The sequence below is a fragment of the Rhodococcus cercidiphylli genome, assembly GCF_033042225.1.
Classification (GTDB): Bacteria; Actinomycetota; Actinomycetes; order Mycobacteriales; family Mycobacteriaceae; genus Rhodococcoides.
The window spans coordinates 13,181-25,410 of record NZ_JAWLKE010000013.1 but is presented as its reverse complement, the minus strand read 5'-3'; the positions used below and the strand labels follow the sequence as shown (position 1 = coordinate 25,410).

The following is a 12,230-nucleotide window of genomic DNA, read 5'->3' as shown; positions in this document are numbered from 1 at the left end:
GGCAACCCGAGCAGTCGTAGGGACCGTTCACAGGACCCGGCGGTGGTGGGCGGTGAAGGTGTGGATGTCGATTAAGGTGGTTCGCGATGACGGCAATGTGGTTCGGCCTTGCGGCAATTGCACTGATGGGTGCAGTGGCGCTGCTCTACATCGACAGGTCCAAGCGAGATCGGTCCGGACGTGTCCGGCAGATGTGGGCCAAGGCGCAGGGGTACGAGTATCGACCGCACGATCGAGAACTGGTCACTCGGTTCTCTCGCGCTGCTCTGTCCAAGCCCGAGTTCGACGTGGCTCTGGGAGTGGTGACCGGTGTTCGGCGCGGTGAGGAGTTCGTTCTCTTCGACGTCGAGGAGACAGGCACCATCGTGGCCGTGCAGCGTTCGGTCGGTTCCGATGTCGACATCGACCTCCGGCCCCGCTCGACGCCGCCGCCGCGCGACGAGGACATGGAGCTGCTCGGTTCGATCGGGCCGCGCGTGGTGTTCGCCACCGACGTCGATATCGCTCGCCGTGTCTGCGACCAGCGGATGGCCGCGTTCACCGAGTCCATTCCGGCGAATCTGCAGTTGCTGTGGAGCGAGAAGGACTGGACGCTCGGGTCCTTGCCGCTGAACAGTTCGGGTCGCGATTGGGACGCCGCGATCGACGCGGTCGCGCGACTGTCGGGCATGTTGCACGTGCTGCCCCCGGTTCGTGGAAGTGCCGTCTACGGCGCTCGCCCCGGCGATCCCGGCCGCGATCGAAGCGATCCGGGTAGGCCACTGGTCCATGAGCCACATAATCAGCAAGCGGACGTGCCGCACGATCCCCAGCCTCGGGTGGCGGAACCCCGAATCCAGGCGGTGCGAAGCCCGGAGCCACGTGTTGCCGAGCCGAGAACGCCCGCGCCCAAGACACCCGAGCCTCGGATTCGACCTCCTCGTACCCCGGAGCCCCGCACCCGAGATCCTCGTACTTCCGAGCCACGTCCGCAGGAACCCGGACGTAGGCCGCGTCCGCCGCGGCCCGATGCGGCCGGTCCGCAGGCTGCGCGTTCGGCGAATCCGTCGCGTCCGGTGCCGCGTCCGCCTGCGTCGCGTCCGATTCCTTTCGACTCGGAGCGCCGACGCAACCAGCCCTGACGAAAGTTCGGGCGTGTTTACAGGCACAGTTGCGCTTACGCGGCTAAATTCGTACCTCGTGACGGTTTCTTCGGGTGTTGTCGTGGCAGTGGTGGTCCTGGTCGCGGTTGTCGTGGTCGGTTACGTGCTGATCGCGCTGCGTCGACTCGGTCGGTACAGCGAGCAGACGGAGCAGAGTCTGCGACTGGTCGAGGTCGAACTGGATCGGCGTCACGAGCAGTTGGGCCCGTTCCTCGCGGCCGCGGAGGCCACCGGGCTGTCCGGTGATCTGTTGCGTCAGCTCGGCGGTGCACGGTCGTGGTCCAAGGCAGTGCGCGATCGCAGCCTTGGTCTGCAGGCGCAGGCCGCTGCCGAGAATGCGTTGTCCGCCGCGTTTCATGCTGTGCTCGCCGACGCCGATGCGCGTCAGAATGCGTTGGGCAATTGGGCTTTTCAGGGTCCCGCCGGAAAACTGAACGTCACCGAGCGTCGTATCGCAGGCGCGGTGCGCGTGTACAACGACAACGCGTACCGGTTGTCGCAGGCGGTCGGCACGTTTCCGTCCTCGCTCGTTGCCAAGTCTCGTTCGTTGACCGCACCGGAACCGTTCGTGGAGACCAAGGAACTGCTCGACGAGCAGCAGTCGGCCCACATCGCTGCCTAGTGGCAGCAACGACCCGAGATCGAGCATCGGAGCCGCCGGAAGCGGTCGCGCGAGTCGGTGGGTAAGTTCGTACCGACCTATCGAAGATCCGTGGTGCGACGAGAGGAATCCGAACATGGCCGAGAGTGCCGCGAATTCGGACCGGCAGGAACTGGCCGATTTGGTGAAAGAGCTTGCCGTCGTGCATGGGAAGGTCACGTTGTCGTCGGGCAAGGAAGCCGACTACTACGTGGATCTGCGTCGCGCGACCCTGCATCACCGGGCAGGTGCGTTGATCGGTTCGCTGATGCGTGATCTGGTTGCCGATTGGGATTTCGTCTCGGTCGGCGGCTTGACGATGGGCGCAGATCCGGTGGCGATGTCGATCATGCACGCCCAGGGACGGCCGATCGATGCATTCGTGGTGCGCAAGGCAGCGAAGGCGCACGGCATGCAGCGTCAGATCGAAGGTCCGGACATCGTCGGCAAACGTGTTCTGGTCGTAGAGGATACGACGACGACCGGAAATTCTCCGCTCACTGCCGTCAAGGCTCTGCGGGACGCGGGCGCGACGGTCGTCGGAGTGGCCACGGTGGTCGACCGCGCGACCGGGGCGGACGAGGTCATCGCCGCCGAGGGACTCGAGTATCGATCCCTGCTCGGCTTGGCGGACCTCGGCCTGTAATCCCGGTCCCGAAAGGGCTTGTCAGCGAACCAGTTGCGCGACGACGACGAAGTTGTCGTCGGTGGGTTCGCCGCCTTGGACGTCGCAGTTCGCCAGGATCAATCGTCCGGGCACCGAGCGTCGGAGTTCGTTGTCGGCCAACAGCGACCCCTTCGGTAGGGGGCCGACCGATTCGACCGCGTACTCCAGAGTGCCGCCCGCGGTGCGCAACGCGACGGTGTCGCCGGGCATCACCACGCGCAGCGCCTTGAACGGCGCGTCGCGCTTCGAATAGTTGTGTCCGGCAACCACTACCGTCTGTTCGGTTGTGGTTCCCGGCATGCCGCTCTCGGCCCACCAGGCAGGTAGCTCGTCGACGGGGTTGAGTACCTGGCCACTGTCGCCGCCGCGGTAGAGCGGATCGGGGTGGATGGGGCTGCTCAGATAGGTCGTGCCGTCCGAGGACCGGAGTTCGATGTGTTCCGGCTGAGCGGGAGCGACGTCGCTCGCCGGTGCCGCCACAGTGATCTGTGACTGCACCGGCGAGCGATCCGGCGCGGCGACCCCGACTTCGTCACTCGCACAACCTGATACGAGTAGAACGAAGGTCAGGGTCGCCGTCCACAACCAGCGGGTACTACGAGGTGGCATCGGTGGAGCTGCGGCGACGCAGGTAGAACGCTCCGCCTGCAGCCGCAACGACGACCACGCCGACTCCGGCGAGAATCACCGGGGTGTTCGACGAGCTGTCCGATGCGCCCGAAGCCTCGTCGGAGGAGTCGCCGAGAGCGAGATCGACCGGCGGCAGATCGCCGGCAACACTGACGACACCGTTCTCGTCGGTGGTGAAGTAGTCCGCGACCGTGAACGATCCGTCCTCGTTCTTGACGCCGACCAGGGAGACTCCGGTCTTGTCGACGACGACGGTGTTCTCGTCGACTTCGGTGACCGGAACGTCCTCGCGGACGGTGTTTCCGAGATTGATCGTCCACTCGAACTTCGGTCCGCTGGCAGCCAATTCGGCGGCTGCGGCCTTCAGATCGGCTTCGGCCTTGGCCTTCTCGTCGGAGTTGGCCTTAGCTGCGGTCACGTCTGCCTGTGCGGCCGTCAGCGCCGTCGCGGCGTCGGTGGCCTTGGTCTTGGCTGCTGCGGCTGCCTCGGTCTTGAGCTGCAGATCCGCGTCGGCGGCCACAACGGCTGCGTTGGCATCCGTCACTGCCTGTGCGGCGTCGGCTGCAGCCTGCTCGAGGTCTGCGATATCGGCGTCCGACGGCGCGGCGTCGAGCGCAGCCTGAGCTGCGGTGGCCGCGTCGGCCTTGGCGTCGGCGTCGGCCTTGGCAGCATCTGCTGCTGTCCGGGCGTCGGCTGCGGCCTTCTCGGATTCGGTTTCCTCACCTGCTGCGGCCTCGGCTGCAGCTTCGAGGTTCAGAGCGTTCTGCTCGGCCATCGCGGCCACGGCAGCGGCCGTCTGCGCTTCGACGTGCAGTGCCAGCGACTTCGCTGCGGTCGCGGCTGCGGCCCTGGTGGCCGCCGCGATCTTGGCGAGGTTGAGGCTCTTGAACGACTCCTGCAGTGCCGCGACGGAATCCTCGACGGCCTTGGTCGACGCATCTGCCTCGACCTTGGCGCTTGCTGCCAGTTCGGCCTTGGCGTTCGCATCGGCGCGAGCTGCCTCGGCTTCTGCGGTGGCCTCGGGATCGCCCGATACCGCTGCGGCCTCGAGCTGGACGGCAAGCTCCTCGGCTGCTGTCGCGTCGGCTTCGGCCTGGTCCGCTGCAGCGTTGGCCTCGTCGGCGGTGGTCTTCAGCTCGGCAGCGTCGTTCTTGGCTGCAGTGACCGCAGCACTGGCGGCCGTGCTGGCGACCACGGCGGCCTTGGCCTCTGCGGCGGCCGTCTTGGCCTTGACGTCGGCCTCGGCTGCGGCGACCTCTGCCTTGGTGGCGTCGGTGCTCGCGGTGGCCTCGGCGGCCTTGGCGGTCTCGAGCCGCACCTGGGCGGCAGTGGTGGCTTCCACCGCTGCCTTGCTCTCGGCCTCGGCGTCGGCGATCGCCTGCTTCTCGGCGTCGGACAGCTGCGGGATGATGTCCAGGTTGACCGTCGCGGTGCCGTCGTCGTTGAAGACGACGCCACCGGTCACCTGCGGCAGTGGGCGGATGGCCGACGGGACCTCGGGGGCCGGCACTGCTGCTGCGGCGGCTGCTGCGGCGTCTTCAGGGGTGACGGCCGGAGCAGGCGCTTCGATCTGCCCGTCGACGGTGGCCGATCCCTCGACGGTTGCGCCCTCTTCCGCGGTGGGAGCGCCGGACTCGGTGCCTTCTTCGGTGGCGGGCTGTTCGACGGAGGAGCTTTCGGGTGTCTGCTCCTGCGCACTGGCAATTCCCGGTGCGGCGATGGAGAGGGACAGTGCCATGGCGGCCCCGGCAGCGGCGAGGCGCGCCTTCTTGGACCTGGCGATCGACTTCTGCGACATGGAGATTGTGGCCCTTCGGTCAGTGGCAGCATCGTGCTGCGCGCACCCGCCCTCCCACGCGGAACGGGTGTAGTTGGTGAGTCACACGAACAACCGTGTTGACGTGACCGTAAACCAACCGGCCGGTCTCGGGAACCGTTCAGAGCTTTACCTGAGAATTGGTTATGAAAGTGTTACTGATGGGACGTATGTGACGAGAGAGATTCGAGACGTGAAACGGCGGTCGAGATGCGTACATCTCGACCGCCGCGAAAACCCCGTCGGGTGAACGTATTTCAGTCGCCGACCGTCACGGCACGGGCCTCGTCGATGCTGTGAGGTGCGGGTTCGTGATCGTCGACGTGAGCGAGCACCTTCCGGCCGGTTGCCAACACGACGATGGCGAGAGCAGTACAGGCGGCACCCACCCAGAACGGGACGTGCATGTTCGACTCGCCTAGTTTGCCGGCCAGGTAGGGAGCCGCGGCCCCGCCGGTGAAGCGAACGAAACTGTAGGCCGCCGATGCCGTCGAGCGCTCGACCGGTGCCGAGATCATCACGGTCTCGGTGATCAGCGTGTTGTTGACGCCGAGGAACAACCCGGCCACGACGGTTCCCACGATGAGGACGGTCTTGTTCTCGGTGAACATCGCCATGACGGCCAGGTCGACGGCGAACAGCAGCAGCGCGAGCATCATCATGTTCAGCGTTCCGAAGGCCCGCTGCAGCTTCGGCGCGACGAACACCGACGCCACGGCCAGGCACAGGCCCCAGCCGAAGAAGATGAAGCCGATGGAGTAGGTGCCCATGTCCAACGGGAAGGGGGTGTAGGCGAGGAGGGTGAAGAATCCGTAGTTGTAGAGCAGCGCGGTGATGCCGACAGTGAGCAGGCCGCGGTGACGAAGCGCGCGGAACGGATCGAGTATCGACGTGGTGTGGGCGGGCTTCGGGGTGTCCGGAAGCATGACGATGAGCAGGACGAACGCGACGGCCATCAGTGCGGCCACCCCGAAGAACGGTCCGCGCCAGCTGAACCCGCCGAGAACTCCACCGACGAGAGGGCCGGTCGCAATACCGATACCGAGTGCGGCTTCGTAGAGGATGATCGCGCGAGCGACACCTCCCGATGCGGCACCGACGATGGTCGACAGCGCCGTCGCGATGAACAGGGCGTTGCCCAGCCCCCAGCCCGCGCGGAATCCGATGATCTCGCCGACCGATCCGGACGTACCTGCCAGGGCTGCGAAGACGACGATGATCGCCAGTCCCACCAGCAGCGTGCGCTTGGGGCCGAAGCGACTCGACACCACTCCGGTGATCAGCATCGCGATGCCGGTGACGAGCATGTAGCTGGTGAACAGCAGTGACACCTGCGATGGCGAGGCGTCGAGCTGTTCACCGATGGGCTTGAGGATTGGGTCCACGAGACCGATGCCCATGAAGGCGATGACGCTGGCGAATGCAACTGCCCATACTGCGCGAGGTTGCTTCAGCAGGCTGTCGGTCGAGGTGTTGGTGGTCACGAAAGAGTTCCTCTCGTTTCGTGATCGACGGGCTCGAGGATGCTGCGAAGCTCGCTCAAGCCGTCGGTCAGTTTCTGGATCTGTTCTGGGTCGCGGTCGGACAGGTACGGGAGAAGTCCGTCGACGAGGTGGCGTCGACCTTCGGCGAGCCATCGGTGGCCGGACTCGGTCATCTCGATGAGAACGGCACGCGAATCGTCGGGGTCGGGTCGCCTGGTGACGAGATCGGCGTTGCTCAACTTGGCGAGCAGCGCCGTTGCCGAGGGTTGGGAGCAGCGGTCCAGCTCCGCGAAGGTGCTGATGCGCAGGGGCTGGTACTCCTCGAGCAACGACAGGGCCCGCATCCACGCCCTCGGCCATTCGTCGCTGCCGAACCGTGCGGCCAATCGGACGAAGCGCGACGAGCTGGTGACCAGCTGTGAGAGGAGATCTCGGATGTCTTCGTCGGAGTGACTCACCGATTTATTGTTACATACACTAACTATCTATCGCAAAATGCGCTCGAGCCCAGGGAGATGGACGAGCTCGGATCAGTGTTGCCGCAGCAGATCGGCGATCTCGCGGTCCCACTCGGCGTCCCGTCGACCGTCGTAGCGGAAGCGCATCAATTGATAGGCACCGATGAGAACGGATGCCACGAGCACCCAGCTGCCGATGGTGTTGAAAATGGATGCGGCGACGACATCAGACGAGGTCAGGGGGCGCATGCTCAGATCGCCGCTGTTGTCGACCCAGATCTGCGTGGTGGTCCCGGCAGGCGATCCGGTGTCGACGCTGACGCGTCCGGTGTGCTCGACGCCTCGGTAGACCCAGCGTGAGTCGACGGCAGTTGCGGCTGCGCCGGATGCGCCGAGCTCGGTGGATACGGCGGGCACGGATTGTGCGACTGCCGTCGTGGTCGCGGTGACCTGGTGAATCGAATTCTTCTGGTCTTCGAGTCGCTGTTGTTGATCGGAGTGGGCGGTGGCGCCGATCCACAGCGACACCGGAACCATGAGTATCAGCAGTGCGGTCACCCAGTGCTTGATGCGCGCCTGGCGAACGTCGCAGTCGCGGAGCAACGGGTTGGGATTGCCGGCGAAGGCGGATCGTCCCGAACTGTCCTGCCCGGTGAGTTTGCGGCGCATGATGGTCCCCACTACCTCGATATGATCCGACCGACCTCTCCACGATGGCGACGCGACCTGCGAGTATCAAGCGATAGGGGTCAGCGTCACATGTGACTTGCGCTGTGACGAGATTGTCGGTGGAGGTCTGCGATGGTTGTCGGTCGGGTTCGGCGGGCTCGTGCAGCCGCGCTGATAGCGGGTGCGGTGACCGTGGTCGGTGCGGCGGCGGGGTCGATGCCCGTGCAGCGCATGGCCAAGCCTCTGATCGTCCCGGCGCTGGCGAGCGGGCTCGATCCAGCGCGAGATCGGGTGCTCCTGGCGGGTCTTGCGGCGGCCACGGTCGGCGATGTTCTGTTGATCGACCCCGACGACGATTCCGCTCTGGAATGGGGCGCGCGTGCGTTCGCGGTGATGCAGGGCAGTTATACGTATCTGCTGCTCCGTCGGGGTGCGCGGCCGACGCTGCTCGACGCCGTTCCGCGATACGTCGGATGGGCAGTCGCATCGACGCTCCTGGCCGGGCGGCAGCCCGCGGTGGCGTCGACCCTGACCGGCTACGGTGCGGTGCTCGCGACCACGTCGACCCTGTCTGCGCGTTCGGTCTCGCGCGGCGGCGATCGCAGGCTGATCATCGGCGGTGTTCTGTTCACCGTCTCCGACGCGCTGATCGTGTTCAGACGGCTCTTCCTGACCGAGGACCGTCGGCGGCGCGCCGCGGAAGCGGTCATCCTCTCGACCTATGTGGCGGCGCAGGTCCTACTCGTCGAGGCCCTGGCTTCGGGGTAGCAGCAGTACCCGCTCGCGGTGGGCGGGGTCGACGCGAACGGCGATGACGGTGCCCGGCTCGAATCGTGAGGTGTCCGAACGTGGGATGTCGTAGACGATCTTGCCGAAGTAACTGCCCGAGCCCGGCACGGTGAATTCGAGGTCCAACTCGGCGGTGTCGTCGTCGATCCGGCGGATGGCATCGACCGTCGCCCACCCCTCCACGCCGTGTTCGATCAGTTCCTTCTGCTCACGTGTGGGGCGTCCGGCGATCAGCATGGCAAGTCCGAGAGCTGCGCCGAATCCGGCGACCAGGGCTGCCAATTGATACGGAAGCGTTCCCGGTGGGGTGCGGTCCCTCAACCAACCGATCCAGATCGCCAGCACAAGGGCGTAGCCGATCGTCACGACGACGACGGATCGCACGATTCTCGCGTTGTTCACTTCGGTGCTCCTACGCCGCCGAAAGCGGCCGTTGGATATTCGACGATAGGGGGTTACCGGTAAGTAGGGTTACATGTACGGTGATCGATGTGACTCGACCAACTGTCTTCATCTCAGGCGCAGCTGCCGGTATCGGCCGCGCGACGGCCCTCAAGTTCGCCGCCAGTGGCTACCTCGTCGGTGCCTACGACATCGACGAGACCGGCTTGGCATCGCTCGGCAAGGAAGCTGCCTCGCTCAGCGGCCGTGTGGTCACCGGCATCTTGGATGTAACCAACTCCGACCAGTGGGAAACCCGGTTGAAGGAGTTCGTCTCCGAGGGCGACGGTCGACTCGACATTCTGATCAACAACGCCGGAATCCTCGCCGCGGGCGCTTTCGAGGACATGCCCCTGTCGGTGCACCGCCGTCAGATCGACATCAACGTCAACGGGGTCGTCTACGGCACCCTCGCGGCTTTCCCGTACCTCAAGGACACGGCAGGCGCGCAGGTCGTCAACCTGTGTTCCGCGTCCGCCATCTACGGTCAGCCCGAGCTGGTGACGTACGGCGCAACCAAGTTCGCGGTACGCGGCATCACCGAGGCGTTGGATCTCGAGTGGAGCAAGTACGACATCTCGGTCAAGGCCATGTGGCCGCTGTTCGTCCAGACTGCGATGACCCAGGGCGTGTCGACGGGCACCACGAGTTCGTTGGGTGTCCGGCTCACCGTCAAAGACGTGTCCGACGCGATCTTCGACGCGACCCGGCCGGTGAAGCGTCGGTTGCACAAGGTGCATTTCCCGGTCGGCTTGCCGTCCAAGGCGCTCTCGCTCGGCTCGCGCTTCTCGCCCGCGTGGCTCACTCGCGAGGTCAACCGGCGCCTGAGCCACACTTAGAACTCGTCGCCGAACGATGCCGGCCCTGACGCCGGTATCGTCGGTCTTTCGAGCAATCGGTGTCGAAAGGTGGGTCGGGGTTTCTTCATGCTGAGTACGTGGGGTTCGAGCAGGGTGCGTTCGAGCAGGGCAAGGCGAATGGGTCGGTTTCGAGCCTTGTCGGTGGGAATCGGGGCCGCGGCGCTGGTACTCGCCGGTTGCAGCAGTGAGTCCGCTGCCCAGCCGCCGCCGCAGCCGTCGACCACCACTCTCGCGCCGACGACGACCACGGCAACCACCACTCCTGCGCCGGTGACGACGACGGAAGAAGCGCTCCCGCCGCCCCCGCCTCCGGTCGAGCCGCCGCCCACCGCAGAACCGCAGACGACGTACGCCGCCATCGGCGGCGCCTTCTACTTCAGTTCCCCCGACGGTCTGTTCCAGTGCGGAATCGTGCCGCTGTCGAACCGCACCGAGGCCGGGTGTCAGGGCACCACCACTCCGGTGCCGCCGCGGCCGGAGGATTGCATGATCAACTGGGGCAACGGTATTCGAGTTACCAATCAAGGGCCGGCGGCCTTCATGTGCTCCGGCGGCGTGGTCTACACCTCGGGTGGGGAAACGATCGATCCGCCGCTCGCGGTCGGGGCGACCATCGCCGAGAACGGATTCACCTGCACGTCCGCCGAGAACGGCATCTCGTGCGTCGACGACGCGACCGGACACGGATTCCGCATCGCACCGGACAGCAACGAAATCTATTGAGCAGCGACAGCACTCCTCCGTCGGACGATGCCGGTCCCACCGAGTGGGGCGAGAACCCCAACGGTGTCGGACCGTGGTCCGACACCCACGTCGAACCACCACCCGACGACCCGCGGTTGGACCCGGAACTGCTCGCAGGCGGTGACCGCCGCAACGTCGTCGACGCCTACCGCTACTGGCGGCGCGAAGCCATCGTCGCCGATATCGACACCCGACGGCATTCGCTGCACGTCGCCATCGAGAACTTCACCAACGACGCCAACATCGGGACGGTGGTGCGCACCGCGAACGCCTTCGCCGCCCAGGCGGTGCACATCGTCGGGCGACGTCGGTGGAACCGCCGCGGTGCCATGGTCACCGACCGCTACCAGCACATCCACCACCACGACACGGTGGAAGCGCTGATGGCGTTCGCCGCGGAGCAAGGCCTCGTCGTCGTGGCCGTCGACAACACCCCGGGGTCGGTGCCGATCGAGACGGCGGAGTTGCCGCGCGACTGCCTGCTGCTCTTCGGACAAGAGGGACCGGGCGTCACCGACAGTGCCCGCGCATCGGCGTCGATGACGGTATCGATCGCCCAGTTCGGTTCCACCCGCAGTATCAACGCCGGGGTTGCCGCGGGAATTGCCATGCACTCGTGGATTCGGCGGCATGCCGACATCGATACTGCGTGGTGACACCACAGCGGGTTCCGGAACGGTTTCGGGGGCGGTTTCCGGGGCGGGATGTAACGAATCTGCAACGGTAGTGGCAGGATTGCGGGTATGCAGGAGTTGTGGTCGCAGCGTGCGGACGCCGCGGAGGGGGCCGTCGTCGCGCGGCACATGCGTCGGCTCTGGGGGCTACCGGGCACGACGTTGGGAGTCGTCGCCTGGCCACCGGTCCGGAAGGAACGGATGTTCCTGCGCTGGCACTACTGGTGGCAGGCCCACCTGCTCGACTGCGCGGTCGATGCCGCAGATCGCGATCTCACCCCCAAGCGCCGTCGGCGACTGAACAAGATCACCCGAGCGCACCGAACACGCAACGTCAGCGGGTGGACCAACAACTACTACGACGACATGGCGTGGCTCGGGTTGGCGCTCGAACGGGCGCAGCGGAAGCACTTCGTCGGCAATCGCGGTGGCATCCAGCAGATCGAGATGGAATTGTTCGACGCCTGGGCTCCGGCCGAGGGCGGCGGCATTCCGTGGCGCAAGAAGTCCGACTTCTACAACGCACCCGCCAACGGTCCGGCCGCGATCTTGTTGGCGCGCACCGGTCGGCTGTGGCGTGCCCAGGAGATGGCCGACTGGATGGACCACACCCTCAGGGACGAGCGCACGGGGCTGATTCTCGACGGAATGCATTCCACTCGCGCACTCGTCGATGCCGGCAAACCCGGTGAGATGGAACGCGCCGTGTACAGCTACTGCCAGGGCGTCACGTTGGGCCTCGAGACCGAACTCGCAGTTCGGCTCGGCGAACCCAGGCACGCGCAGCGAGTCCACGCTCTGGTCGACGCAGTCGACAACCACCTGACCCGCAACCTCGTCATCACCGGCGGCGGTGGGGGAGACGGCGGCCTGTTCAACCCGATCCTCGCGCGGTACCTGGCGATGGTCGCGGTGAAGCTGCCCGGGGACTCCGACGCCGACGACCGAGCTCGCGAACTCGCAGCTGCGATCGTGCTGAACTCGGCCGAAGCAGCATGGGAGAACCGCCTCGAAGTGGAAGACAACCCGCTGTTCGGAGCCGACTGGACCCGCGAAGCCCGATTCCCGGGGCAAGGTCTGCACATCGCCAGCTTCACCGAAGGAACGGTCCGACCGTCCGACGTCCCCGAGCGAGACCTCTCGGTCCAACTGGGCGGATGGATGCTCATGGAAGCCGCATACCGCGTCGCAGCTGCAGGTTTCTGAGTCGTTCCGC

The 12,230-nt window shown here is 65.9% G+C and carries 14 protein-coding genes; 8 read left to right on the top strand and 6 right to left on the bottom strand.

All coding sequences use genetic code 11. The features are described 5' to 3' along the window. Positions 1 to 86 precede the first annotated feature (86 nt). The 3 genes from R3P95_RS24700 (at position 87) to pyrE (ending at position 2,428) form a co-directional block, all read left to right on the top strand. The gene (locus R3P95_RS24700) at positions 87 to 1,121 is read left to right on the top strand and encodes a type III secretion system chaperone family protein (protein ID WP_317549785.1); all 1,035 of its coding nucleotides are present in this window, start codon (positions 87 to 89) and stop codon (positions 1,119 to 1,121) included. Positions 1,122 to 1,179: 58 nt separating this feature from the next. Next, positions 1,180 to 1,764 carry a LemA family protein gene (locus tag R3P95_RS24695; RefSeq protein WP_317549784.1) on the top strand — a complete coding sequence of 195 codons (585 nt, stop codon included), beginning with the start codon at positions 1,180 to 1,182 and terminating at the stop codon, positions 1,762 to 1,764. A gap of 115 nt (positions 1,765 to 1,879) precedes the next feature. Beyond that, positions 1,880 to 2,428, top strand: coding sequence for an orotate phosphoribosyltransferase (gene pyrE, locus R3P95_RS24690; protein WP_094687780.1), 549 nt, complete (start codon positions 1,880 to 1,882; stop codon positions 2,426 to 2,428). A 21-nt stretch (positions 2,429 to 2,449) separates the two neighbouring features. Here the strand turns inward: pyrE and R3P95_RS24685 are convergent, their stop codons facing one another. The 5 genes from R3P95_RS24685 to R3P95_RS24665 all read right to left on the bottom strand — a co-directional run bounded on the left by R3P95_RS24685 (position 2,450) and on the right by R3P95_RS24665 (position 7,506). Next, a complete protein-coding gene (locus R3P95_RS24685; RefSeq protein WP_317549783.1) occupies positions 2,450 to 2,947 on the bottom strand; it encodes a class F sortase in 498 nt (165 codons plus the stop codon). Between the two features lie 97 nt (positions 2,948 to 3,044). Next, positions 3,045 to 4,877 (bottom strand): hypothetical protein, encoded by a 1,833-nt coding sequence (locus R3P95_RS24680; protein WP_317549782.1) that lies wholly within the window; start codon positions 4,875 to 4,877, stop codon positions 3,045 to 3,047. 275 nt (positions 4,878 to 5,152) lie between these two features. Next, positions 5,153 to 6,379 (bottom strand): MFS transporter, encoded by a 1,227-nt coding sequence (locus tag R3P95_RS24675; RefSeq protein ID WP_317549781.1) that lies wholly within the window; start codon positions 6,377 to 6,379, stop codon positions 5,153 to 5,155. Then, positions 6,376 to 6,837, bottom strand: a complete 462-nt coding sequence (locus R3P95_RS24670) for a MarR family winged helix-turn-helix transcriptional regulator (RefSeq protein ID WP_149406507.1) — start codon at positions 6,835 to 6,837, stop codon at positions 6,376 to 6,378. Before R3P95_RS24670 ends, R3P95_RS24675 begins: the two co-directional genes overlap by 4 nt. Before the next feature lie 72 nt (positions 6,838 to 6,909). Next, positions 6,910 to 7,506, bottom strand: a complete 597-nt coding sequence (locus tag R3P95_RS24665; protein ID WP_143545925.1) for an Rv1733c family protein — start codon at positions 7,504 to 7,506, stop codon at positions 6,910 to 6,912. 132 nt (positions 7,507 to 7,638) lie between these two features. Here R3P95_RS24665 and R3P95_RS24660 point away from each other — a divergent pair, with 132 nt between their 5' ends. Further along, positions 7,639 to 8,274, top strand: coding sequence for a lysoplasmalogenase family protein (locus R3P95_RS24660; RefSeq protein WP_317549779.1), 636 nt, complete (start codon positions 7,639 to 7,641; stop codon positions 8,272 to 8,274). On the opposite strand, the gene R3P95_RS24655 is transcribed toward R3P95_RS24660, so the two are convergent. Then, entirely contained in the window at positions 8,245 to 8,697 is a 453-nt protein-coding gene (locus R3P95_RS24655) for a hypothetical protein (protein WP_300521151.1), read from the bottom strand. The genes R3P95_RS24660 and R3P95_RS24655 overlap by 30 nt on opposite strands. 89 nt (positions 8,698 to 8,786) lie before the next feature. Between R3P95_RS24655 and R3P95_RS24650 the strand changes: the two genes are divergently transcribed. From R3P95_RS24650 to R3P95_RS24635, 4 genes are all read left to right on the top strand, one after another. Further along, positions 8,787 to 9,575, top strand: a complete 789-nt coding sequence (locus tag R3P95_RS24650; RefSeq protein ID WP_068053942.1) for an SDR family oxidoreductase — start codon at positions 8,787 to 8,789, stop codon at positions 9,573 to 9,575. Between the two features lie 138 nt (positions 9,576 to 9,713). After that, positions 9,714 to 10,319, top strand: a complete 606-nt coding sequence (locus R3P95_RS24645; protein ID WP_188078691.1) for a DUF6636 domain-containing protein — start codon at positions 9,714 to 9,716, stop codon at positions 10,317 to 10,319. After that, the gene (locus tag R3P95_RS24640; RefSeq protein ID WP_317549778.1) at positions 10,316 to 10,996 is read left to right on the top strand and encodes a TrmH family RNA methyltransferase; all 681 of its coding nucleotides are present in this window, start codon (positions 10,316 to 10,318) and stop codon (positions 10,994 to 10,996) included. Before R3P95_RS24645 ends, R3P95_RS24640 begins: the two co-directional genes overlap by 4 nt. An 87-nt stretch (positions 10,997 to 11,083) precedes the next feature. Continuing rightward, positions 11,084 to 12,220: a glycoside hydrolase family 76 protein gene (locus R3P95_RS24635; RefSeq protein WP_094640954.1), complete on the top strand. Its 1,137-nt coding sequence runs from the start codon at positions 11,084 to 11,086 to the stop codon at positions 12,218 to 12,220. The last annotated feature ends 10 nt before the right edge of the window (positions 12,221 to 12,230 follow it).